This is a genomic window from Streptomyces pseudoechinosporeus, from assembly GCF_054783935.1.
Map to the genome: position 1 here is coordinate 60,962 of NZ_BAAGPS010000069.1, position 24,285 is coordinate 85,246.

Here is a 24,285-nt window from a genome sequence, read left to right on the forward strand (position 1 = left end):
CGGCCAGATCGAGTGTCACGGGCGCGGCATCGCTCTCGGGATTCCCTACCTCCACGCCCTTCAGCCTTCGTCAGAAACCGGAGGTACCAGGCCTTGGTTCACCGATCCGGCGACCCGCTCGCCGTCTTGTCGAGCGTGTCGAGTCGGTGGCTCTCCCCGAACTCGTCGCGCAGCCGCGTGAGTTCCTCCCGGTAGCGGTGTACGTTCTGCACCTTGATCTGCTCGTAGCCCCTGACCATGTCGGGGAGTGAGGCGATTTTGGCGGCGGACGTGAGGGTGAGAGGGCTGAGCCGGGGCAGCAGTTCTTCGACCTCTCGCCGGTACTGCGCGATGAGTTCGCGCTCCATACGGCGCACCGGGTGATGGCCGAAGACGTCCAGCCGAGAGCCGCGGAGGCGCCGCGCGGCGTACAGCAGGCGGAACATCGGACGGGCCTTCGCGCCGAACGAGATTTTCCGCTTGAGCCCCATCGCGCGCAGCAACGGCGGGTGCAGTTTGACCTGATACGCCGCGTCGGGGCCGAACTCGTGCCGGACGGAGGCGTCGAACGTCTCGTCGAGGATGAGCCGGGCGACCTCGTATTCGTCCTTGTAGGCCATCAGCTTGTACAGGTAGGTCGCCACCGCCTCGGCCAGTTCGGTGGACCCCGGGACCGTGGCCTCTTCGGCGGTGCGCACCTTCTCCACGAAGGTGACGTACTCCTGCGCGTACGCCAGATCCTGGTAGGCGAAGAGTTCAGCGGTGCGACGCGAGACGAGATCGGAGAGCCGTGAGCCGTCCGTCGCCCGCACCATGGCCACCAGGCGTGCCGCGTCACCGGAGGGAGTCGGTATGACCGCGGGCGGTGCGTCGTCCTGCGCGAGAACGGCCTGGAGGGTGTCGGGGTCCGCCACGGCCTGGCGTCCCCGGCGAAAGGCCTGGATGTTGGTGGCCGCCGCGGCACCGTTGAGCGTGATGGCGTGCTCAAGTGCCTCCGCGGTGACGGGGAGCCGGCCGAGCTGGAACGCCGCGCCGACCAGGATCATGTTGGCGTACTGCTCGCTTCCGAAGAGCTCCTGGGCCAGGCGGTCGGCGTCGAGGGACACGGTGCGGGCCACCGTGCGGTCGACGGCGCTGCGGATGGCGCTCTGCTCGGCGAAACGGATGGAGGTGTCGACGACCATGCGCCCGGTGGGTATCTGAGCGGTCGACAGCACGGCCACCGTCTTGTCGGCCGACGCCGCCTTGAGGTTGACCGGATCGGTCCCGACGAGCGTGTCGCAGATCAGGTACAGGTCGCAGGAGCCGGCGCGGAGCTTGGAAGAGGCTTCCGACCGCGTGGCGGTGAACTTGAGGTCGGACACCACGGCGCCGCCCTTCTGGGCCAGGCCGGTCTGGTCGAGGCTGCGGACCGCGTGGCCGTCGATGACCGCGGCGGTGGCGATGATCTGCGCGACGGTGACCACCCCGGTCCCGCCGATCCCGGTGACGCGCATCGTGAAGTCGTCGGGATCAACCTGGATGGCGGCCGCGGGGATTGCGTCCGGTTCCAGGTCCGCGAGAGCCTTCCGCTCGGCCTTGACCGTGCCTGGTGTCACCGTCACAAACGAGGGGCAGTCCCCCGCGAGACAGGAGTAGTCGAGGTTGCACGACGACTGGTGGATACGGGTCTTGCGGCCGAACTCGGTCTCGACCGGGTGCACGGACATGCAGTTGGACTTCTCGCCACAGTCACCGCAGCCTTCACAGACGCGCTCGTTGATCACGACCCGCGTGGACGGCGTCGGGACGAGGCCGCGCTTGCGCTTGCGGCGCTTCTCGGCGGCGCACTCCTGGTCGTGCACGAGCACCGTCACGCCGGGCACCTTCGCGAGTTCCCGCTGAAGGGAGACGATGTCACCTCGTTCGTGGACCGCCACCCCCGCGGGCAGGCGCCGACGCGGCACGCGATCCTTGTCCTCGGTCGTGATGACCACCTTGGACACGCCCTCGGCGAGCAGCAGCCGTGCCACCTGGTCCAGGGCCAGGGCTCCGGCCGGATCCTGCCCACCGGTCATCGCGACGGTGGAGTTGTAGAGCAGCTTGAAGGTGATGTTCTCCCCGGAGGCGACCGCGGCCCGGATCGCCAGGCTCCCGGAGTGGGTGAACGTGCCGTCGCCGAGGTTCTGGATGAAGTGGTTCTCGGCCAGGAAGGGCGCCATGCCCAGCCACTGCGCCCCTTCGCCGCCCATCTGGGTCAGGCCTATGACGTCACCGGCCTGCTTTTCGTCCATGATCAGCACCATGCCGTGGCAGCCGATGCCCGCACCCACGAGCGTGTCCTCGGGAACCTTGGTGGAGGAGTTGTGCGGGCAGCCGGAGCAGAAGTAAGGCGTCCGGGTGAGGAGGGGCAGTGCGGTCCGGTTGGTGACCGGCCGGTGCTTCCAGGCCCGCGCCGGCTCGATTCCGTGCACCTCGCCCAGACGTCGGCCGAGGGCACCGGCGACCTGATCGGTGTCGAGCTCTCCTACCGGGCTGACCAGCTCCCGCCCGTCGGGGTCTGCCTTGCCGATCACGAGCGGTGCTCGCGGGACGCCGTACAGGATCTCCTTGATCGCGTTCTCCAGGAAGGGGCGTTTCTCCTCGACGACGATCACCTCGTCGAGTCCCTCGCTGAACTCTTTGATCACCTGGGGGTCGATCGGCCAGATCATGCCGATCTTCAGCAGGCGGATGCCGTATCGGGTCAGCGCGGCGTCGTCGAGCCCCAGTGCGTCCAGCGCCTCACGGACGTCGAGGTACGTCTTGCCGGCGGCCACGATGCCGATACGGTCCCTGGACGACCGGGTGACGATACGGTCGAGCTGGTTGAGCCGGGCGTACTCGAACGCCCTCGGCAGGCGCTCGGAGAACATGCTCCGCTCCAGCCGCAGCAGGTTCCCGCCGACCAGCTTGGCGTCGGGGTGGAAGGCGCTCTCGGGCAGGTCCCCGTACGTGGGCAGGACGCGCTCGGGGTGGACGGTCGCGGTGCACGAGCCGTCGGCCACCGCGGTCACGATCTTCAGTCCCGACCACAGGCCGGTGAAACGGGACAGATACGGCGCGTGGAGGCCGAAGTCCAGTACCTCCTGGGCGTCTGCGGGGTACAGGGTCGGGATCGAGAGGTCGGCCAGTGCCATCTCGGAGGAGCAGGCCAGCGACGAGGACTTGCCCGCGGGGTCGTCACCGACGATTGCCACCGCTCCGCCGCGGGGATCGGTGCCGATCAGGTTGGCATGGCGGATCGCGTCGGAGGCGCGGTCGAGGCCGGGTGACTTTCCGTACCAGTAGCCGGTCACCCCGCCGTGCGTCAACGTGCCGACATGCGAGGCCAGTTGCGAGCCCATCACCGACGTGGCGGCGAGTTCCTCGTTGACCCCGGGCCGGTGCACCACGGCGAACTCGTCCAGCATCTTCTTGCGCCGGGCCAGTTCGAGGTCGAATCCGGCCAGCGGCGAGCCCTCGTATCCGGAGATGAACGACGCGGTGGACCGGCCGTCGCGTCGATCGAGCCTCGCACGGTCACGGACCGTCCGAACCAGTGCCTGGATGCCCGAGAGGTAGATGGCTCCTTCGTCGAGCCGGTACCGGTCGTCCAGGGAGACGTTCATGCGGGATCACCTTCGAGGCTGGGGGGCGGGGTCATTCGGGGGTGTGCCGGGTGCTGGTGCGCCGTACGAGTTCTTCGAGGCCGGCGCTGGAGCGGATCACGTCGACGAGAGCGTCCTCCGCGGCCTGAGCGGTGACGCAGGCATCGGCGACGGCCGGCAGGTGCTCGAACGGCACCACGCAGACTCCGTCGGCGTCCGCGACGATGTAGTCGCCGGGCCGGACGGACGCACCGGCCACGCTCACCACGTCGTTGATCGACACGGCGTCCACGCGGTGGCGGGCCGCCCGTGGGGACCGGTTCGCGCTCCAGACCGGCAGACCGGTGCCGACGATCGTCGCGGAGTCACGAACGGCTCCGTCGACGAGGCAGCCGGCCAGACCGGCCTTCAGCGCCCACTGGGCCGAGAGCCCGCCCAGGAGTGCCCAGTCACGGTTGCCGCCGCAGTCGACGACCGCCACATCCCCGGGACGGGCCACTCCGTAAAGGTCACGGTCGCCGACGACCAGTCGGCTCCCGGCGGACCGGACGACCGCGGGATCGGCGTTCACCCGGATGTACCGCAGGGTGACGGCGGGACCGCAGACCCGCATGTCCGGTGCCAGCGGCGCCAGCGCGTCGGTGGTCAGCACGGCACCGACGCCGAGCTCGTCGAGGGCGTCGGCCACGGCCGAGGCCAGGTCCGGGAGGTCCAGGAGCTTCGCGGCTTCGGCGGTGTCGTGTCGCGGTACGTCCACCGTCCTGATCCGGTCGTCGGGCACTCGCCCGGTCAGTCTGCGGCGAACGATGTCGGGAACGGCGGTCATGCCACGGCCTCCGGTCCGCGGGCCTTCGGCAGCGAAGGGCGGCGGCGAGCTTCGTACGCGGTGATGTCGTCGCTGTGCCGCAGCGTCAGCTCGATCTCGTCGACGCCGTTCATGACACGCCATCGGAAGTCGTCCGGGTACTCGAACGCGAATCGGTGGTCGTTGGCGGAGACGGTCCGGCCTTCGAGGTCGACGGTCAGGGGGATCTGCGGCTCGGCCTCCGCCTGCTCCCACAGTGCTTCGATCGCGGGCTCGGGCAGGGTGGCTGCGACCAGCCCGTTGTTGGCGGCGTTCCCGCGGAAGATGTCGCCGAAGCGCGGGGACAGGATGACGCGGAAGCCGTAGTCGACCAGGGCCCATACGGCCCACTCACGGGATGAGCCGGTCCCGAAGTCCGGACCGGCGACGAGGATCGAGGCACCCTCGTACTCGGGCCTGTTGAGCACGAAGTCCGGCTCCTTGCGCCACTCGCCCATGAGGGCCGCGGCGTGCCCGGTCCTCGTCAGGCTGCCGTTGAGCGCGAGTTGCGCGGGGTAGATCTGGTCGGTGTCGACGTTGGATCTGCGAAGAGGCACAGCCGTGCCGACATGGGTGCGCAGCGGCTTCATGTCCGGTCCTCCAAGTCATTCGGTTCGGCGAGGCGGCCCAGTACGGCGCTGGCCGCCGCCACGGAGGGCGAGACGACGTGCGTGCGCACACCTGGCCCCTGACGTCCCTCGAAGTTCCGGTTATTCGTCGATGCCGTGCGTTGCCCGGCGGCGAGGCGTTCACCGTTGACGGACACGCACATCGAGCAGCCCGGGCTGCGCAGCTGGACGCCCGCCGCCTCGAACGTGCGGTCGAGTCCCTCCTCGACCGCCTGGCGACGCACGCCCTCCGAGCCGGGTACCAGATAGACCTGAACGTCCGGAGCGACCCGCCGGCCTTTCCAGACCTCGGCGACCTTCCTGAGGTCTTCGATGCGGCCGTTGGTGCACGACCCGATGAACACCGCGTCGATCGGCACCGTCTTCATCGGTGTCCCGGGCGTCAGGTCCATGTAGGCGACCGCCCGCTCCGCGGCGAGCCGCTCGACCGGATCGGCGAACTCCGACGGCGAGGGAACGACCTCGGCCAACCCCACGGTCTGGGACGGGTTCGTACCCCAGGTCACGTGCGGCGAGAGCGCGGAGGCATCGAGACGGACCTCCTTGTCGAAGACCGCGTCCTCGTCGCTGACGAACGTCTTCCAGTACTCCACCTCCTCGTCGAAGGCGGCCCCCTGGGGAACGTGCGGCCGGCCGCGGAGGTACTCGAAGGTCACGTCGTCCGCTGTCACGAGCCCGGCCCGTGCGCCGGCCTCGATGCTCATGTTGCACAGGGTCATCCGGGCCTCCATGGACATCGACCGGATGGCCTGTCCCTGGTACTCGATGACGTGCCCCTGGCCTCCGGCTGTGCCGATCCGGCGGATCATGGCCAGTACGAGGTCCTTGGCGCTCACGCCGGTCGGCAGCACGCCGTCGACGGTGACCCGCATGTTCTTCATCCGCCGCATCGGCAGCGTCTGCGTCGCCAGTACGTGCTCCACCTGACTCGTCCCGATTCCGAAGGCCAGCGCGCCCATGGCCCCGTGCGTCGTGGTGTGCGAGTCGCAGCAGACAATCGTCGTCCCCGGCTGGGAAAGTCCCAGCTCCGGTCCGATCACATGGGCGATGCCCCGGGATTCGTGACCGAGGCTGAACAACTCGATGCCGAAGTCATGGCAGTTGCGCCGCATATGGGTCAGGTACCTCTCGGCGACACCGCCGGAGATGTCCGGGCCGCCGACCGTGGGTGTGACGTGGTCTTCGGTGCCGAGGGTGAGTTCAGGTCGGCGGACCCTGCGGTTCTGCTCTCGCAGTCCGGCGAACGCCTGTGGCGTGTTGGCCTCGTGCAGGAGGTGGAGATCGATGTAGACGAGATCCTGTCCGTCATCGTTCGACCGGACGATGTGCGCGTTCCAGATCTTGTCGGCCGCCGTTTGGGCCATCTGCCGTCAGTCCTTTCATGTGAGCCCGGAGCCCGGATGCCACAGCCGCGTCAGGACCGGTCGGGAGCCACATCGATTCCGGCGCGGGCCACATCGGCCGCGGGCTGCGGTACGGGATCGGCCGACGTCCCCTCTCCGCTCCCCGTCACGTCCTCCAAGCTCAGGCCGTTCGTTCGCGGACCCAGAATCGCCAGATCGAGGCACGTGATCGTGATGATCACGGCGGCCGCCGCAAAGACCTCGACGGGCCCGAAGCGGTCGAGGATGGCCAACGCACCGAACGGAAGCAGTCCCGCCGTGAGCCGCGAGAACGAGTACGCCACCCCGCCGGCGGTGCTGCGCACCTGCGTGGGGAACAGTTCGGCCTGGTAGACGTGCCACGCGCTCGAGACGACGCTGTTGCAGATGGTGATCGTCACGCCGGCAATGACGATGACCGCGCTGTTGGTCGAGTTGCCGAAGACGATGCCGGCCACACCGATGAGCGAAAGCCCGCCGATCACCAGGAACTTTCTTTCCACGCGCTCGACCAACGGCACCGCGAGCAGGGCACCGACCGGTGCGCCGATGAACGACAGCGCCGTGAAGAGCAGCGAGTCCGGGATGTCGTATCCCTTGCTCACCAGGATCAGGGTCGCCAGCGACGCGAAGCCGTACTGGCCCACGGTCTGGGTGATCTGGAAGATCCACATCATCACGGTGCGCCTCACGTACGGCGGGCGGAACATCGCGCTGAACGGGATCTTCTTCACCGGCCGGTAGACGACGCCCTGGACTTCGGGCAGCTTGCGGCCGGTCTGCGACTCCACCGTCCGCTCCACCTCGGCGACGATCGCCTCCGCTTCCTGTGGGCGGTTGCGCTCGGCGAGCCACCGGGGGGACTCGGGGAGGTTGCGGCGCAGCCAGAACACCAGCAGTCCTCCCATGCCACCGCCGACCAGCATCCAGCGCCAGCCGTCCATCAGGAAATGGACCTTGACGATGAGCAGGCCGCCGAAGCCCGCGACGACCGGGGCGGCGAGGAAGCCGATCGCGTAGGCGACCGCGATCAGGCGACCGCGGGCCTTTCCCGGCAGGAACTCGCTCAGGTACGTGTCGAGGAGGATGAGCTCCGCGGCGAGGAACACGCCGGAGACGACACGCAGAGCTACGAGCATCTCGATGTTGACCGCGAAGGCCGAGGCGAGCGCGAGCAGCGAGTACGCGGCGAGGTTGTAGGTGAACATCTGCCGCCGCCCGAAGCGGTCGCTGGCCATCCCGAGGAAGATCGCACCGAAGATCATCCCGAAGAACGGTGCCCCCACGAGCAGGGGTTTGGTGAACGAGGTCAGGTGCCACGGCTCCTCCAGCACACTGCCGAGGACACCGCTCATGTAGATCTCGTAGGAATCGAAGAAGGCCGCCAGGCCCACCAGCAGAACTAGCTTCCAGTGCCATCGGGACACCGGGAGGCGATCGAGCCTCGCGGCGATCTGGAGCGGCCCGGAACGAGACAGGTCGAGTGTCGGATTTGCCATCGTGCGGCGTCCCTTCCGCAGAGTGATGCACGTGGCTCGTCCGCTGCGGAGTAGCTGGGCACGCGACCACTGCTTCTCACCCGAAAGGCCAGCTGAAGAGCCTGATATATCTGAGATACTCTCTAGATGTTCGCCGAGTATGCTGGTGGGCTGAATCACTGTCAAGGACGTGGTATTTTTCAGCTCGGCAGGATCTGTCGGCTCGTCGGGCGAGAGGCGAGGCACACATCAGTGAGCAGCAGAGACACAGGGTCTTCCATGGCTTCGGCGCGCGACATGCGCCTGTCATTGACCGAGCGGACGCATGCCCTCCTCAAGGAGGACATCCTCAAGGCCCGCCGACGTCCGGAGAGTCTGCTCATCGAGCAGGAGCTCGCCGAGGAGTACGGGGTCTCCAAGACGCCCATCCGGGAGGCACTGCGGCTTCTCGCCCACGAGGGCTGGGTCATGGTCCTGCCCCGCAAGGGCTACCTGGTGCGCTCTCTTCGGTTCGAGGACGTGCGTGAGGTCTTCGCCCTACGCCAGATGATCGAGCCGACGCTGGCGGTCGAGGCCGCCAAGCGCAGCACTCCCGAGCAACTCGACGCCCTGGAGCGTCACATCGACGACCAAGAGGCGGCGACCGACACGGAGGCCGCGCTGAACGCGGCGACGGCCTTCCACGTCGACATCGCCACACTCTCCGGAAACCGGCGCGCCGAACGCATGATGGTCAACCTGGGCGACGAGGTCCGCCGAATGCACTATCTCGTGCCCAGCCTCCGCAACAGGCTCACGGAGGAAGCCGAGATCAAGGACCATCGGGACCTTGTGGCAGCCATGAGACGCCTCGACATCGAGCAGGCCTACGAGATCATGGATCGGCACTCCCAGGAATCACTGCGGCAGAAACTCCAAGGTCTGACCACCATCTGATCGACCTGCGGATGCCCGCATCATCCCGGGGGTTTGAACCTGCGCAGTGCGGATCGAACAGAGCGGTGTGCTCACCGCGTCAGCCAACCGCGCGTTCTCGGGAGATGTACCGACGTCGTCACGACGAGCGAATCTCCGCACCCGGCACCGAGGGCGCGGCCCAGCTGAGCCTGCTCTCCGTCATCGGCGCGCAGGACATGACAACTTCGCAGCCTGCCTGAGAGGCCCTGAGAGATACGGAAAGACCACTCGAGCACCGATCGCCGCCACGTTGGAGACCGAAGCCAACCAGTACACATCCGAGTGGGGAGCCGAGGTGGACAGGGCCGGGCGCACTTGAGCAAGGCAGTGAGCGGCTTGCGTCGCATTTCCGCACCCGGCAGGCCGGAAGCCCGGGCGGGCGCCGCCAGTGATGTCCGGTCAGGAGGGCGCCAGGTGCTGCTACGGGTGCCGGCTGCCGACGGAAGGATCACCCAACAGATCCTCCAACCCGGCCGATATCCCGGCTATGAGATCACGCCGCGGGTCGATGAGCCACTGGAGCTGGAGCCCGTCCCACATCGCGACAAGGGCCGCCGCGATCAGCTCGGGATGCCTCCTGTTCGAGATACGACCCTCGTCCTGGTCCCTGCGTACCGCGGTCGCGAGAAAGGTGACGACCTGCTCGTACCTGTCACGGAACCACTCGTGCGCCGGATGATCGGGAGCCGACGCCTCCGCGGCCATCAGGGCGAGGAGCCGCAGCATCTCCTGTCGTTCCAGATTGCGGCGCACATACCGCAGTACCGCGTAGGCCACACCCTTGTCCCGGCTGTCCGACTCGAAGGAGTCGCCGCTCGCGGAGTCGGCGTTCTCGAGGACGGCCACAAGGAGCGCGCTCTTGCTGGGGAAGTGGTGCACGACGCTGGTCAGGCTCATGCCGAGCTGTTTGGCGATCTCCCTCAGGGACCCTCCGCGGTAGCCGCGCGCCGCGAACACGGCAGTCGCTGAAGCGACGATCTCGGCCCTGCGCTGTGCGCTCTTGGCGTAGGGGCCTCGGCGGGTGGCCGGACGGGCCGTCGTCTCTTCGGTCATGCCCCAAGCCTAAGCATGCCCCCGAACCCGGGTGGCGGTGCGCAACAGTGTCCGGCCACCCGTCCGCCACCATTGCCCTTGCTGAAACTATGGCACCTGTTCGGTTTTCGCTGTACGGTCTCGCTCACCCACACCACGGCGTGCGGTAGAGCCGCTCACGCATCCACCGGGTGGAGAGGAGACGGACAACGATGTTCACCTCACATGTCTCGAAAGCACTCATCGGCGGACTGACCGCCGCACTGCTCCTGATCGGTTGCGGCCGGTCCGATACGCAAGGAAGTGGGGGCGCCACCAGCGCTCCCGTCGACACCTCACCGGCCAAGGGCGAGATCAACGTGTGGGCCATGGGCACCGAGGGTGAGCACCTGCCCGAGCTGGCCGCGCGCTTCCGGAAGGCCAACCCGGACGCGAAGGTGAAGGTCACGGCCATCCCGTGGCAGGACTACGCCAAGAAGGTCGAAACGGCGATCGCCTCCAAGGACACACCGGACGCCACCCTCGTCGGAGCCGCCGACCTGACGAACTTCGCCTCGACGGGCGGACTCGAGCAGGTACCGGCCGGCCTCGTCGACACCTCGTCCTTCTACAGCGGCGCCGCCCGGAGCACCACCTTCGAGGGAGGCACGTACGGCGTCCCCTGGTATGTGGAGACACGCTCCCTCTTCTACCGCAAGGACCTAGCACAGGCTGCCGGAGTGTCCGCGCCGAAGACCTGGCAGGAGTACCTCCCATTCCTCAAGGCCCTCCAGAAGGAAGGCTCGAAGTGGGGCCTGTCGCTGCCCACCGGCGTGGCGGCGAGCTGGCAGGGCGTCCTGCCCTTCATGTGGCAGGCCGGCGCGGATCTCATGAACAAGAGCGGCACCGAATTCACCTTCGACACTCCCGAGGCGCTCAAGGGACTGGAGTTCTACCAGTCGTTCTTCACGTCGAAGACCTCGACCCGCAACGGGGCGGTGGCCCTCGGGGAGATCGAGCCGCAGTTCGTCGACGGTTCCACCGCCGCACTCATCTCCGGCCCCTGGGAGACGGCACTGCTGAAGGAGGCGGGCGGAGCGGACTTCGTCAAGGACAAGGTGGGGATCGCCCCGCTCCCGAAGGGGCCGAAGTCCAACGCCAGCTACATCGGGGGTGGGCACTGGACGGTCTTCAAGGACGCGAAGAACCGCGACGGTGCCTGGAAGTTCATCCGGTGGCTCTCCGGGCCCGACGTCCAGCAGGACTGGTACGAACTGTCCGGAGACCTGCCCGCCGTGCAGTCGGCCTGGAGTGAGGGGAAGCTCAAGTCGGACCCGGTGCTGTCCGTCTTCGAGTCCCAGTTGGAGACCGCGCTGCCCGGCCCGAGCGTCACCACCTGGAAGCAGGTCACGGCGGTCCTCGATGCCGAGATCGAGAAGGTGGCCAAGGGTGTCTCGTCGCCGAAGGACGCTCTGGAACGGGTCCAGGCGAAGGCGTCCTCGATCGGAACGGGACAGTCCCGATGACCACGACCACCTCCGTGGAACCCACACGTGAGAGGTCCTCCACCAAGCAGAGCACTCAGCGGTCGAGGGGCGGTTCCCGACGCCTGCGGCGCACACTGGTCGCCTGGGCCTTCTGCTCGCCCTTCGTCCTGCTGTTCGCCACGTTCGGCGTCTGGCCGGTCTTCTCGTCCCTGTCGATGAGCGTCACCGACATCACCAGCAGGGACGTGGCGACGCCCTTCAGCGTCAACTTCGTCGGCCTGGAGAACTACACCGCGCTGTTCGCCGATCCCACCTTCGTCCGCGCCGCTCTGAACACGCTCTATTTCGTCGCCGTGGGCATCCCTCTGACGATGGTGATCTCCCTCGCGATTGCCGTCGCACTCAACTCCGGGATCCAGCGCGCGAAGGGCTTCTTCCGGGTCGCCTACTTCGCCCCGGTCGTGACGAGCATTGTGGCGATAGCGGTCGTATGGAGGTACCTCTACAAGCCGGACGGGATGATCAACTCAGTCCTGTCCGTCGTGGGGATCTCGGGTCCGGACTGGCTGAACGATCCGAACTGGTCCATGCCCGCCCTCATCCTCATGGCGGTCTGGCGGCACTTCGGCATCCCCATGGTGATCTTCCTGGCGGGCCTGCAGTCGATACCTCCCGAAGTACACGAGGCGGCCGTTGTTGACGGCGCGTCCCGCTGGCGCGCCTTCCGCAGCGTGACCCTGCCGCTGCTCAGGCCCACCACGCTGGTCGTCGCCGTTCTGCTCAGCATCAGCTACCTCCAGTTCTTCGAGGAACCGTTCGTCATGACGAGCGGCGGCCCCTTGGACAGCACGACATCGATCAGCTACTACGCCTACGAGCAATTCGGCTTCGGGAATTACGGACTGGCCTCGGCCGCGTCCTATGTGCTGGTCACCGCGATCGCTCTGCTGAGCTTTCTGCAGTTCCGCATCTTCCGAGCGAAGGCCTGACATGACCGCCACCACCACAACGACAGGACCGGCCACCACCGCAACGACAGACCCGGCCTCCCGTGACCGGCGTCCGTCCCGGCGCGTCCCTACGACTCGTGTCGTTCTCTACTGCGCCCTCGTGCTGGGCCTCCTCGCGACGCTGGCGCCCTTTGCCTGGATGTTCCTAGGCTCGGTGAAACCCACGGGTGAGATCGTCGCCCACCCGAGTGCCTGGCTTCCCCAGTCCCCGACCCTGGCCAACTTCGAACAACTGCTGTCGAAGCAGAACTTCGGACTGTACTTCCTGAACAGCACACTCGTAGCGGTGTCCTGTGTTTTGGGGAATCTGCTGTTCTGCTCGATGGCCGGATACGCCTTCGCGAAGATCGAGTTCGCGGGGAAGCGTCTGCTGTTCGGCCTCGTCCTCACCATGCTGATCATCCCCGGCGTCACGACCTTCGTCCCACTGTTCGTGCTCGTCAGCAACATGGGCCTGGGCAACTCCTACCTCGGGCTCATCCTGCCCTTCCTTGTGACACCGTTCGGCGTGTTCATCATGCGGCAGTTCATCCGGGACATCCCGGACGCCCTCGTCGAGGCGGCGCGCCTCGACGGTGCGGGCGAATCCCGGATCTTCCTCAGGGTGATCCTTCCGCTGACCCGGCCCGCGCTGGCGACACTGGCGATCCTCACCTTCCTCGCGCAGTGGAACAACTTCCTGTGGCCGCTCGTCATCGCACAGACCGAGGACCACTACACGCTGCCGGTCGCTCTCGCCCTCTTCTCCGTGGGAGCCAACGGCACCAACTACGGCCTGCTGCTGGCCGGGGCGGTCACAGTCGTCACACCGATCATCCTGCTCTTCCTCGCCCTGCAACGGCACTTCGTCGAGGGCATCGCCAACACCGGCATCAAGTAACCCTCTTTCGACCGTCGCAGACCTGCCTTCTCGACCACTGCGTCGACACGCGCACAACGAACAGGAGAACCAACCATGCTTCGTCCTCAGGACGGCCCCACTCGTGAACGCCGCTCCCTGGGCGGCCTGTGGAGCTTCCGCCTGGACGCGGAGGGCATCGGCCGTGCCGAGGGCTGGTGGCGCTCGCAGCTCGCGGGCGCCGTGGACATCCCGGTGCCCGCCAGCTACAACGACATCTTCCCGGACGCGACCGTCCGTGACCATGTCGGCGACGTCTGGTACCAGACGCAGGTATGGGTTCCTGCCCGGTGGGCGGGGGAACGGACGGTGCTCCGCTTCGACGCTGCGACGCATCGCGCGACCGCCTGGGTCAACGATGTGGAGGTCGTCCGGCACGAAGGCGGTTACACCCCCTTCGAGGCAGACGTCACGGCGCACTTGCGGCCGGGTGCCGAAAACCGTGTCACCGTCGTGGTCAACAACGAACTGACCTGGGAGTCGATACCACCCGGCCGAGTGGAGGAACGCGCGGACGGCCGCCGTGTGCAGCACTACTTCCATGACTTCTTCAATTACGCGGGCCTGCACCGGCCCGTGTGGCTGTACACCACGCCCCCCGTTCACATCACCGACATCACCGTGACCACCGGTTTCGACGACACGACCGGCCTCGTCACCTACCGCGTGGACAGCACCGCGCAGGCCGAGGAGCACGAGGTGCGGGTCTCGCTGCGCGATGCCTCCGGGGCCGAGGTCCATGCCGCCATCGGGGCGGTGGGGACCCTCAGGGTCGCGGACGTGCACCCCTGGGCGCCCGGCGACGGCTACCTCTACGAACTCGAGGCCACGCTGTGGAGCAACTCCGACGACCTTGTCGACAGCTATCGGCAGTCCGTGGGCGTGCGCACTGTGGAGGTACGGGGCAAGGAGTTCCTGATCAACGGAATCCCGTTCTATTTCAAGGGTTTCGGCAAACACGAGGACGCCGCCGTGCGCGGCAGGGGTCACGACAACATCCTGATGGTGCACGACTTCGCCCTGCTGGAGTGGACCGGCGCGAACTCGTTCCGCACCTCGCACTACCCCTACGCCGAGGAGGTCCTGGACCACGCGGACCGACAGGGTGTGGTGGTCATCGACGAGACGGCGGCCGTCGGCCTGAACCTGAACATCGCGGGAGGTGTTTTCGGCTCCGGTCGGAAGGTGTCCACGTTCTCGCCCGACACCGTGGGTGAGAGCACCCTTCGGACGCACTTGCAGGCGGTAAGGGAGCTCGTGACCCGCGACAAGAACCATCCGAGTGTCGTGCTGTGGTCCATCGCCAACGAGCCGGACAACGTCCAACCGGAGGCGCGCGACTACTTCGCACCACTGGCGGCCGAGGCACGCCGGCTGGATCCCTCACGGCCCGTCGCCTACGTCAACGCGCTCATGGGGAAACCGGACCAGTGCGTGGTCACCGACCTGTTCGACGTCGTGCTCCTCAACCGTTACTACGGCTGGTACTTCGGCCCCAACGACCTGGCGGCGGCCGAGACGGAGTTGGAGGCGGAACTGCGGCAGTGGGCCGCGCACGACAAGCCCATCGTCATCACCGAGTACGGAGCGGACGCTTACCCCGGACTGCGCAACGTCGTACCCAGCCCGTGGACCGAGGAGTATCAGACCGAACTACTCGACGTGTATCACCGGGTGTTCGACCGTGTCGACGCAGTCGTCGGCGAGCAGGTCTGGAACTTCGCCGACTTCGCCACGGCGCCCGGTGTCTTCCGTGTCGACGGCAACAAGAAGGGAGTATTCACCCGCGAACGCCGACCGAAGGGCGCGGCGTTCACTCTGCGCGCTCGCTGGCGGAAGGCCGACCAGTAGGACTCCGTCAGGTCTCTCTGCCGGTCGTGTTCCGATCGGCGACTCCATCAGTTGTCGCAGGCGTCGCCGACCGAGCCATACGGGCCGCCAGTTTTTGCCTTGCTCACAGTGCGCTCGCTTCGAAAACCACCGAGACCGCCACGGCAGGCACCTTCCGTGCCACCCGCCGTATGACGAAAGGGCGTTGAGACGACCACCGACGAACGATCGATGATGCTGGGCTGTCTCCTGGCGCTGGGAAGAGCCCCCGGCTTTTCCCAGCCCACCAACTTCGGCTCGTTCAACCCGCCACACCGGCACCACGCCCGGCGGCTTCCCCTCGCCGTGGTCGAACATCTCGTTCCCTCGGACGCTCACGACGCAGCCGAAGAGGTAGACCGGGCGGCGGCCGACCCGGTCCGACAGGCGGGCCCAGAGCGTGGTCGCTGCGACGCCGAGGACCGCGGCGGTCACCAGGGCGGTGAGACTGGTGGTGCCGGAGACGTCGGGCGCTTCGTCGTCGTCCAGGTAGAACAGGACGAAGGTGACCGAGACGGCGTACCCCGCGGTCTCCGTGATCCGCAGACAGAAGGCGCGCAGGACGTTGCGCCAGTCCTTCCTGATCACTTCCAGCAGCCGGTTCTTGACGACCTGGCCTGACTCCTTGAGCTCCTCGAACTGAGGCGACTCGTCGATCTTGAGCCGGATGAAGATGCCCACGGCGATCAGGACGGCACTGAGCAGGAACGGCACACGCCAGGCCCAATTGTCATCGAGCGTGTGCCTGCTCAACAGGAAGGCGAGGTTGGCGAGCAACAGGCCCACCGGGAAACCGGCCTCATCCTCACCCTCGACAGCGAGCCGCCGGGAACAGATCTTCTTCAGGTGACGCCGCGGACCAGACCGAAGACCTGGTCCGGTGAGGTGTTGGCGTCGGGCCGCAGCCGGCAGGTGACGTCGACGGCCAGGACCAGTCGGCCGTCGGCAGCCCGCGGCAGTGGCACTTCGGCCAGTGCCCGCCGCAGCCGGCAGGCATCAATGCGTCCACGGGCCACGGCGTCACCGCAACGGTACTGCGAGTGCTTTCAGCGCCTGCTCCAGACCATGCAGATGAGCCAGAGCCAGCTCACCACCGGAAGGGTGCACTGCGGCAACGGGCACGTCGACCTCACTCCGGACCGCATCAGGCATGGTCAGTGCCTCCACCGCCGCTTCCACCCGCCAACAGGCGGCAGCGAGCCTCGCGTCGTGGGAGGCATCAGGATCCGCAGCAACCGATGCCAGGCCGCGCACCTCCTGGGCGCACTGGTCAAGCAGCTCAATGACCTGGCGGGCCCTCGCTTTGCGGGCCCGCAGCGGGGTGAGCGGATGTATCAGCGGGGCCAGCGAGAGCCGCACCCGGCCCAACAGTAGTTCCAGCTCAGCGACATACCGGGCCGGGTCTGCGGCCGGGGACCCGGCCAGGCGGGCGGCAGCCTCAGAAGTGCAGGCATGGACACAGTGCAACGCGCGCTGGATCCACGCATCGGTGGTGGCATGCGTGGTCACCGGCAGCACCAACAGCACAGCGAGCGCCGCGCCGAGCGCCCCCACCCCTGTCTCCATCACACGCAGAACAAGCAGACCCGGATCGAGCACCCCCAGCAGCCCATACAGCAGGCCCGCCATCACCGTCACCGCCAGCATCATCCACGTATACGACACCGCGGCCGCATAGAAAATGCCGAACACGCAGACCGCGACGAGCCCCGCGGTCGGAGCACCAGCTCCATCCAGCGGAACCGCGAGAACCAGGCCGATGGCGATACCGATGACGGTGCCCAGGACCCTTCGGAAGCCCCGAACCAGAGTCTCGCCGCGCGAGGCGGTGTTCACGAAGATCCACCACACCGCGCCCACAGCCCAATACCAGCGCTCGTGCGACACCAGCTGTCCCACCAGCAGGGCAAAGGCGCCGCCCGCCATCCCCTGGATCGCCTGGCGCGTGGTCACCCGGGCAAAACCCGTACCGTCCGGCGCCACCACCGAAACAGCAGCAGGCGACAGCCGCCTCTCATAGCACCACAGCCCAAAGCGCACCGCCGAAGACGCCAGCAGGGAAAGGGCCACCGCCGCATAAAGCTCCAGAAGCCGGCCCGGCACCGCGTGCAGGAACTGCGCGGCGAAGAACATCATGAACGCGAATATCCCCAGAGCGTTCCCCCGCGGCCCCCACCTGCGGGCATAAATCCCCGCACCAAGAACGGCGACGAACGCAGCGTCCCGCACCCACGGGAAATCATGCAATACAGCCGCGAGAGCCAGCACCGGGACACCCGCCACCGGCAACAGCGCCGTCGTGACCGCCTGCCCCCGCACCGACACATCGGCCACCGTGAGCAAAGCAAGCAGCGCGGCAAGCCCACCAGCGATCGCCGCCGGCAGCGACTGCGTGGCCAGGTCCGACACCGTCACCGCCAGACCGACACCCAGGACACCCCGCGCAGCACTGCGCAACCGCAGCCGCCCCGGATCCGGCGCAACGAACACCCTCTTCAACACGACATCTCCCTGACACCCAAAACGATCAACCCACGAAACTGACACACAGTCAGGAAAGTCAGCAATGGGTCAGCATCAGTCCGCCCACAGACTGTCGAAGATGCCCACACCCGCGCATCAAGCGACACTGAGAAAACCGCGCCTGATCTGCGTAAACACGCCCCTGGCCCGGTACCGCCGCGATCCGCCCGGTTGACACTACGAAGAACATCATCCAGCTGTACGAGAGCGCCGCGGTGTAGAAGATGCCCCACACGCACACGGCGACGATCAGTGCCGTGGGCGTCGGGGCGCCGTGCAGCGGTACGGCGATCAGCAGGCCGGCAGCGATTCCGGTGACCGTGCCGACGAGGCGTCGGAAGCCGCGTACCAGCGTCTCGCCACGCGAGGCCGTGTTGACGAAGATCCACCAGGCGGTGCCGACGGCCCAGTACCAGCGCTCATGCGACAGGAGCTGGCCCGCCGCCATCGCGAAGGCGCAGGCGGCCGTGGCCTGGAAGGCCTGCCGGGTGGTCGGCCGGGCGAGCCCGCGGCCGTCGAGCGGGGCGGGAACCGCCGACGGCGGGGTGCGTCGCTCGATGCACCACGCGCCGAAGCGCACGGCCGAGGAGGCGGCCAGCGACAGCGCCATCGCGGCGTACAGCTGCGGCAGTTGACCGGGTACGGCGTGCAGGAACTGTGTGATGAAGAAGGTCATGAACGCGAAGATGCCGAGCGCGTGACCACGCGGCCCCCAGCGTCGGGCGTACACCCCGCAGAAGACCACGGCGAGCCAGCTCGCGTCGCGCACGGCCGGCACCGAGTGCAGCAGGGTCGCGAGGGCCAGCACGGGGAAGCCGACGACGGGCAGCAGAGCGGTGGTAACCGCCTGGCCGCGCACGGTCGCATCGCCGACCGTGAACAGCGCGAGAAGCGCAGCGAGCCCGCCCGTGATCGAGGCGGGCAGCGACAGCCCGGCGAGTTCGCAGGCGGTCACCGCGAGGCCGACGCCGAGCACCGCCCGCAGCGAGACCCGCAGCCGTACCAGGCCCGGATCCGGAGCCATGAACATCTTCTTCACCGTCGGCAGCCCGCCCCCTCTTTTCTTTCACATGGGAATGGCGCCGCGGGTCCGGATCCGGCTTCCTTGCCGTCCGGCGCTTCGCGGCGCCATGTATACCGACAAGGTAAGCAAGAGAAGGACAGTGGCTCAACAGGCTCGTGGTCGGCTGGGCCATTGGTACAGTCGGGAGCGATCAGCCAAGACCACAGGGAAGCCAACGGACCATGGCCGTGGACGAACTCGACACCCGGATCCTGCGGCTCTTCCTGGAGCAACCGCGCACCAGCGTGCGCGAGTACGCCCGCATCCTCGGCATCGCCCGCGGCACGCTCCAGGCCCGGCTCGACCGCATGGAACGGGACGGCGTGATCACCGGCACGGGCCCCTCGCTCTCCCCCGCCGCGCTCGGCCACCCCGTGCTCGCCTTCGTGCACATCGAGGTCACCCAGGGCCATCTCGACGACGTGGGCGACGCCCTGGCCGCCGTACCGGAGATCATCGAGGCGTTCTCGATCACCGGCGGTGGTGACCTGCTGACCCGGGTCGTCGCGCGCGACAACGCCCATCTGGAGGATGTGATCCAGGCGCTGATCAGCCTGCCGGGCGTCGTCCGCACGCGTACGGAGGTGGCGCTGCGCGAGCGCGTGCCGCACCGGCTGCTGCCGCTCGTGGCGGCGGTCGGACGCGCGGCCAGGAAGTGACCGGCGACGCCAAAAGACCGATCGGCGGCCGAGAACAGTTCAACAGCCGATAACCCGCCCTTGGCATCCTGGAGGCCATGAGCTCTCTCGGCGGCACCGCGGTCATCTTCGATCTCGACGGCACGCTCGTGGACAGCGAGCCCAACTACTACGAGGCAGGACGGCAGACCCTCGCCGAGCACGGCGTCACCGACTTCACCTGGACGGACTTCGAGGGGTACGTCGGCATCAGCACCGCGGAGACGGTCGCGCTCTGGAAGGAGCGGTACGCCATCGAGGCCCCGCGGGACGTACTGCTCGCGCAGAAGAACCGGCGCTATCTGGCGCTGGCCCGCACCGCCACGCACGTCTATCCGGAGATGCGGAAGTTCGTCGAGCTGCTGGCCGCCGAGGGCGTACGTATGGCCGTAGCCTCGGGTTCCACGCGGGAGGCCATCGAGGCGATCCTGGCGGGCACGGGCCTGGACGCCTCGCTGCGCACCGTCGTCTCGGCCGACGAGGTCGCCCGGGGCAAACCCGCTCCCGACGTCTTCCTGGAGGCGGCACGCCGGCTGGGCGCGGCCCCGGCGGACTGCGTGGTCCTCGAGGACGCCGCTCCGGGCGCGGCGGCGGCGCACGCGGCCGGGATGCGCTGCATCGCGGTCCCGTACCTGGCCGCGCAGGCCGACGACCCGGCGTTCGCCACGGCCGGGTTGCTGTTGCGCGACGGCCAGAGCGAGTTCACGGCGCGCGCCGCGTACGACTGGCTCGTACGCTCGGCGGCGTCCTGATCAGCCGTCCTGATCTACCGCCCGGCTCCCTGATTCACGGCTGGGTTCACGGCTGGAAGAGGATCTTCACCGCTTCCTCTTGCTTGCGCTGGAAGATCTCGTAAGCGTGCGGGGCCTCCTCCAGCGGGAGCCGGTGGGTGGCGAAGCCGTCGACTCCGAGGGGGTCCTCGTCGGTGAGCAGCGGCAGGATGTCGTCGACCCAGCGCCGTACGTTCGCCTGGCCCATCCGCAGCTGGATCTGCTTGTCGAACATCGTCATCAGCGGCAGCGGCGAGGCCATGCCGCCGTAGACACCGCTCAGCGAGATCGTGCCGCCGCGTCGCACCAGCTCGATGGCGGTGAGAAGCGCGGCCAGCCGGTCGGTGCCGGCCCGTTCGGCGAGCCGGGCGGCCCAGGCGCGGGGCAGCATCGAGGACATCTGCTGGGCGGTCCGTCCGACGGGGCTGCCGTGGGCCTCCGTTCCCACGGCGTCGATCACGGCGTCGGGGCCACGGCCGTCGGTCCGGTCGCGGATCTCCTCGATGAGTTCCTTGCGTCCCTCGTACCGCCGCAGGTCGTACGTCTCCACGCCCCGCTCGCGCGCCCGGCGCAGCCGCTCCGACACCAGGTCGACACCCATGACGATCTCGGCCCGCTGGAGCCGGGCGATCCTGCAGCACATGTCGCCGATCGGTCCGAGGCCGAGGACGGCGACGGAGCCGCCGGGCGGGATGTCGGCGTACTGCACGGCCTGCCAGGCCGTCGGCAGGACGTCCGAGAGATAGACGTAGCGGTCGTCGGGCGGCCCGTCCGGTACCTTGATCGGCCCGAACTGGGCCTGCGGGACCCGCAGATACTCGGCCTGGGCGCCCGGCACGCCGCCGTACAGCCTGGTGTAGCCGAACAGCGCCGCGCCCATGCCCGAGTCGTGCACCTGGGTGGTCTCGCACTGCGTCGGCAGCCCGGCGCCGCACATCCAGCAGTGCCCGCAGGCGATCTGGAAGGGCACGACGACCCGGTCGCCGGGCTTCAGCCCCTTCACCGCGGAGCCCACCTCCTCGACCACGCCGATGGGCTCGTGCCCGAGGATGTCCCCTGGTGTCATGAACGGGGTGAGCACCTCGTACAGATGCAGGTCGGAACCGCAAAGTCCGCTGGAGGTGATGCGTACGATCGCGTCCGTCGGTTCCTCGATCTCCGGGACGGGCACGGTCTCCACCCGTACCTCGCGCTTGCCCTGCCAGGTCACGGCCCTCATCGTGCGCTCCCTTCACCGATGCTCGTCGGCTGCTCGGTCGTGGGCTGCTCGTCGTCGCCCCGGGCGCTCGCCGAGTACCCGCCTTCGCGAGGCTCACCCGCCGGCGGGCCGGGTCAGCCGACCTTCTGGCCGGCCAGCGGAGCGGTCTCCTCGCCGGCGCCCTCGCGCATGCCCTGCAGGACTTCCTCGACCGCCTGGATCGCGGTGTACTGCGGCCGCCAGCCCAGTTCGTGGCGGGCCCGGGTGCAGTCCATGAGGGGCAGCCGCAGCACCGCGTCGAACAGCTGCGGCGAGGCGGGCACCAGGTGCAGGCCCCAGGCCGCGGCGAGCGCGGAACGCGCCGCCTTGCGGGGCATCCGCACCAGCCGGGAGTGGAACAGCTCACCCAACACCTCGGCGTCCAGCGGCGGTTCGGCCGCCAGGTTGAACGCGCCACGGACATCGCTCGTCACGGCGAGCCGGTACGCCTGAGCCGCGTCCTCGGTGTGCAGCGCCTGTACGCGCAGACCGCGGACGTCGGGCAGCACGGGAAGGAGCTCGGGCCGGGCCAGCGGACCGGGCTTGAAGCGCCCGGCGAACAGACGGCGCTGCTGGCTCCCCGACTCCTCCTTGAAGAGGAAGGCGGGCCGCATACGGACGACGCGGGTCTCCGGCCGCTCGTACTCGAAGGTGTCCAACACGCGCTCCACATAGGCCTTTTCACGGCAGTACGCCGCTTCCGGCCAGCCGTGCGTCGGCCAGGACTCGTCCACGGCACGCTCCCTCGGGCCCGGCGAGTAGGCGCCCACCGAGGAGGCGTACACCAGCGCGGGCACATTGGCCGCGGCCGCCGCGTGGAACACCTTGACGCTACCGAGCACATTGGTGCGCCAGGTGACCGCCGGGTCCCGGGCGGGCTGGAGCTTCCAGGCCAGGTGGACGACGGCGTCGGCTCCCTCGAAGCGCTTGGTCAACTCGGATTCGGCCGTCAGATCCACCGCGGCCCACTCGGCCGACGGCACCGACGGCCCGTCGGGCAGCCTGCGCGCGATGCCGAGTACAGAGTCCACCTGCGGATCCTCGCTCAGAAGACGCATCACGCTGGTGCCCACGTTCCCGGTGGCACCGGTGACGACGACCCGCAGTCCGGCTGCACTACTCATGATCGGCTCCTCTCCTGGCTCCGTCACCGTGACGCGTTCCCCCTGCGCGGGAGGCAAACGTGGTGGCAGCGTGGGGCCGCAGCCCGTGGATCGGCATCACGTGGCCGTGCACCATATGAGGAACGCGAAGATCGCTACGCCGAAGAAAGCAGAGGAGAGCTCATGTCGAAGCCGCCACTCCCCGGGGCCGCCGTCGAGATGCTGAAGAAGCCCAACCCGGCTGTCATCGCCACAGTGCGGTCCGACGGGCAGCCGGTGTCCACGGCCACCTGGTACCTCTGGGACGACGGGCGAGTGCTGGTCAACATGGACGAGGGCCGCAAGCGGCTCGACCATCTGCGCAACGATCCCCGCGTCACGCTGACGGTGCTCGACGAGGGCAACTGGTACACACACATCACGCTCATCGGCCGGGTGATGGAGATGCACGACGACGAGGGCCTGGCCGACATCGACCGGTTGTCCCGGCACTACGGCGGGCGCCCGTATCCGCAACGGTCCCGCGCCCGGGTCAGTGCCTGGATCGAGATCGACCGCTGGCACGGCTGGGGCGACCTCCGGGACAGCAGCCAGGCGGCCGGCTGACCGGGGTCTCGTACATGATCCTGGTCGGCCTGATGCAGGCGGTGGCCGGTCACCCCGCCAGGGTCGACCTGGCCGCCGCGAGGGCCTGCTCGGCGTAGCCGCGGCCGAACAGTACGGCGTGTACGAGCAGGGGGAAGAGCTGGTGCAGGCCCACGCGGTCCGTCCAGCCGTCGGCGAGCGGCGCCGCGTCCTGGTAGCCGTCCAGCACTCGGTCCAGATGGGGGCAGCCGAACAGGTGGAGCATGGCCAGGTCGGTTTCCCGGTGGCCGCCGTGCGCGGCCGGGTCGATCAGCCAGGCGTGTCCGTCGGCGCCCCACAGCACGTTGCCGTTCCACAAGTCGCCGTGCAGTCGGGCGGGCGGCTCGGCGGGGCCGGCAAGTTCGGGCAGTCGCTCACAGACGCGCTCGACTACGGTCGCCTCGGCCCGGTGCAGCGTGCCGTCGTCGACCGCTCGGCGCAGATACGGCAGCACGCGGTGCTCGGCGTACCAGCGTGGCCAGTCGGTGCCGGGGACGTTGCGCATCGGGGCGAGGCCGATGTACGCGTCCTCGGGGCCGCCGGGTGGTGGGGCACCGAACTCGGGCGCGCCCGTGGCGTGCAGGGCGGCCAGGTCGCGGCCGAACCGGACCGCGGCCTGCGCGCTCGGGCGCCCGGACGGGACGCGGTCGGTCACCAGCCAGCGCCCGTCGTGGCCGTGCACGGCCGGGATGCGGACCGTGCCGGCGTCTGTCAGCCAGTGCAGCCCCGCGGCCTCGGCCCGTACCGCGTCCGGGGCGTCACCGCGCTTGACCACCACCAACTGTCCACCGTCCAGGGTGACTTCGGCGAGTGCGCCGGACAGTCGGCGCTCACCGGTGACCGGGCGACCGGTGAGCCGGGCCGCCGCGGCGGACGGGCCCTCGCCGTTTCCGGCCTGCGGACGGGTGGTCATACGGGTTGCCTCCGGCGGTTGGGCGGGTGGGTTCGTTGTCGGCTGCCGGTCGGTTGTGGGTGGTTGCTCGCGTCGTTCCCTGCGCCCCTTTGGGTCCGGTGGGTGGGTCGGGGCCGTGGGCCGGTGCGTCAGCCCGTCGCAGGCGGGGCATACGGCCCTTTGCTGGTACACGGTCCTGGTGGCCTGAGACAGAACCTAAGCGACGGGCATACGACGCACCGGC

At 68.3% G+C, this 24,285-nt stretch carries 18 protein-coding genes and 3 pseudogenes; 8 read left to right on the forward strand and 13 right to left on the reverse strand.

Features of this window, described 5'->3' with window-relative positions:
* Positions 1–98: 98 nt before the first annotated feature.
* Genes ACYVO6_RS41180 through ACYVO6_RS41200 form a run of 5 tightly spaced genes read right to left on the reverse strand, consistent with a single transcriptional unit; the run spans position 99 to position 7,941 of the window.
* Positions 99–3,608: an indolepyruvate ferredoxin oxidoreductase family protein gene (locus tag ACYVO6_RS41180; RefSeq protein WP_461070638.1), complete on the reverse strand. Its 3,510-nt coding sequence runs from the start codon at positions 3,606–3,608 to the stop codon at positions 99–101.
* A 31-nt stretch (positions 3,609–3,639) separates the two neighbouring features.
* Entirely contained in the window at positions 3,640–4,413 is a 774-nt protein-coding gene (locus tag ACYVO6_RS41185; RefSeq protein ID WP_461070640.1) for an RraA family protein, read from the reverse strand.
* A complete protein-coding gene (gene leuD / locus ACYVO6_RS41190; protein ID WP_461070642.1) occupies positions 4,410–5,021 on the reverse strand; it encodes a 3-isopropylmalate dehydratase small subunit in 612 nt (203 codons plus the stop codon). Before leuD ends, ACYVO6_RS41185 begins: the two co-directional genes overlap by 4 nt.
* On the reverse strand, positions 5,018–6,424 hold the full coding sequence (leuC, locus tag ACYVO6_RS41195; protein ID WP_461070644.1) for a 3-isopropylmalate dehydratase large subunit: 1,407 nt from the start codon (positions 6,422–6,424) through the stop codon (positions 5,018–5,020). The genes leuD and leuC overlap by 4 nt, the downstream gene beginning before the upstream one ends.
* A 50-nt stretch (positions 6,425–6,474) precedes the next feature.
* Positions 6,475–7,941, reverse strand: coding sequence for an MFS transporter (locus ACYVO6_RS41200; RefSeq protein WP_461070646.1), 1,467 nt, complete (start codon positions 7,939–7,941; stop codon positions 6,475–6,477).
* A 258-nt stretch (positions 7,942–8,199) separates the two neighbouring features.
* Here ACYVO6_RS41200 and ACYVO6_RS41205 point away from each other — a divergent pair, with 258 nt between their 5' ends.
* On the forward strand, positions 8,200–8,856 hold the full coding sequence (locus ACYVO6_RS41205; RefSeq protein WP_461070648.1) for a GntR family transcriptional regulator: 657 nt from the start codon (positions 8,200–8,202) through the stop codon (positions 8,854–8,856).
* Positions 8,857–9,297: 441 nt separating this feature from the next.
* Here the strand turns inward: ACYVO6_RS41205 and ACYVO6_RS41210 are convergent, their stop codons facing one another.
* Entirely contained in the window at positions 9,298–9,930 is a 633-nt protein-coding gene (locus ACYVO6_RS41210; RefSeq protein ID WP_461070650.1) for a TetR/AcrR family transcriptional regulator, read from the reverse strand.
* A gap of 191 nt (positions 9,931–10,121) precedes the next feature.
* On the opposite strand from ACYVO6_RS41210, the gene ACYVO6_RS41215 reads away from it, so the two are divergent.
* The 4 genes from ACYVO6_RS41215 to uidA all read left to right on the forward strand — a co-directional run bounded on the left by ACYVO6_RS41215 (position 10,122) and on the right by uidA (position 15,134).
* Entirely contained in the window at positions 10,122–11,414 is a 1,293-nt protein-coding gene (locus tag ACYVO6_RS41215) for a sugar ABC transporter substrate-binding protein (RefSeq protein WP_461070652.1), read from the forward strand.
* Positions 11,411–12,364, forward strand: a complete 954-nt coding sequence (locus tag ACYVO6_RS41220) for a carbohydrate ABC transporter permease (protein ID WP_461070654.1) — start codon at positions 11,411–11,413, stop codon at positions 12,362–12,364. The genes ACYVO6_RS41215 and ACYVO6_RS41220 overlap by 4 nt, the downstream gene beginning before the upstream one ends.
* Position 12,365: 1 nt before the next feature.
* Positions 12,366–13,265 (forward strand): carbohydrate ABC transporter permease, encoded by a 900-nt coding sequence (locus tag ACYVO6_RS41225; protein ID WP_461070656.1) that lies wholly within the window; start codon positions 12,366–12,368, stop codon positions 13,263–13,265.
* A 75-nt stretch (positions 13,266–13,340) separates the two neighbouring features.
* Positions 13,341–15,134 (forward strand): beta-glucuronidase, encoded by a 1,794-nt coding sequence (uidA, locus tag ACYVO6_RS41230; RefSeq protein ID WP_461070658.1) that lies wholly within the window; start codon positions 13,341–13,343, stop codon positions 15,132–15,134.
* Positions 15,135–15,500: 366 nt separating this feature from the next.
* Here uidA and ACYVO6_RS41235 read toward each other — a convergent pair.
* The 4 genes and pseudogenes from ACYVO6_RS41235 to ACYVO6_RS41250 all read right to left on the reverse strand — a co-directional run.
* Positions 15,501–15,938: pseudogene (locus tag ACYVO6_RS41235) on the reverse strand (MFS transporter); the annotation flags it as partial.
* Positions 15,939–16,021: 83 nt separating this feature from the next.
* Positions 16,022–16,171 (reverse strand): annotated as a pseudogene (locus ACYVO6_RS41240) (transposase); the annotation flags it as partial.
* A 1-nt stretch (position 16,172) separates the two neighbouring features.
* Entirely contained in the window at positions 16,173–17,654 is a 1,482-nt protein-coding gene (locus ACYVO6_RS41245; protein ID WP_461070660.1) for an FUSC family protein, read from the reverse strand.
* A 199-nt stretch (positions 17,655–17,853) separates the two neighbouring features.
* Positions 17,854–18,705: pseudogene (locus ACYVO6_RS41250) on the reverse strand (FUSC family protein); the annotation flags it as partial.
* 215 nt (positions 18,706–18,920) lie between these two features.
* On the opposite strand from ACYVO6_RS41250, the gene ACYVO6_RS41255 reads away from it, so the two are divergent.
* Entirely contained in the window at positions 18,921–19,397 is a 477-nt protein-coding gene (locus ACYVO6_RS41255) for an Lrp/AsnC family transcriptional regulator (RefSeq protein WP_461070661.1), read from the forward strand.
* A gap of 77 nt (positions 19,398–19,474) precedes the next feature.
* The gene (locus ACYVO6_RS41260; RefSeq protein ID WP_461070663.1) at positions 19,475–20,167 is read left to right on the forward strand and encodes an HAD family hydrolase; all 693 of its coding nucleotides are present in this window, start codon (positions 19,475–19,477) and stop codon (positions 20,165–20,167) included.
* A gap of 46 nt (positions 20,168–20,213) precedes the next feature.
* Here the strand turns inward: ACYVO6_RS41260 and ACYVO6_RS41265 are convergent, their stop codons facing one another.
* Together ACYVO6_RS41265 and ACYVO6_RS41270 are read right to left on the reverse strand one after the other, a co-directional pair.
* Positions 20,214–21,404, reverse strand: a complete 1,191-nt coding sequence (locus ACYVO6_RS41265; RefSeq protein WP_461070665.1) for a zinc-dependent alcohol dehydrogenase — start codon at positions 21,402–21,404, stop codon at positions 20,214–20,216.
* A 113-nt stretch (positions 21,405–21,517) separates the two neighbouring features.
* Positions 21,518–22,546 carry an NAD-dependent epimerase/dehydratase family protein gene (locus ACYVO6_RS41270; RefSeq protein ID WP_461070667.1) on the reverse strand — a complete coding sequence of 343 codons (1,029 nt, stop codon included), beginning with the start codon at positions 22,544–22,546 and terminating at the stop codon, positions 21,518–21,520.
* A 162-nt stretch (positions 22,547–22,708) separates the two neighbouring features.
* Here ACYVO6_RS41270 and ACYVO6_RS41275 point away from each other — a divergent pair, with 162 nt between their 5' ends.
* The gene (locus tag ACYVO6_RS41275) at positions 22,709–23,131 is read left to right on the forward strand and encodes a PPOX class F420-dependent oxidoreductase (protein ID WP_461070669.1); all 423 of its coding nucleotides are present in this window, start codon (positions 22,709–22,711) and stop codon (positions 23,129–23,131) included.
* Between the two features lie 49 nt (positions 23,132–23,180).
* Here ACYVO6_RS41275 and ACYVO6_RS41280 read toward each other — a convergent pair whose 3' ends face one another.
* The gene (locus ACYVO6_RS41280; protein WP_461070671.1) at positions 23,181–24,062 is read right to left on the reverse strand and encodes a fructosamine kinase family protein; all 882 of its coding nucleotides are present in this window, start codon (positions 24,060–24,062) and stop codon (positions 23,181–23,183) included.
* Positions 24,063–24,285: the final 223 nt, after the last annotated feature.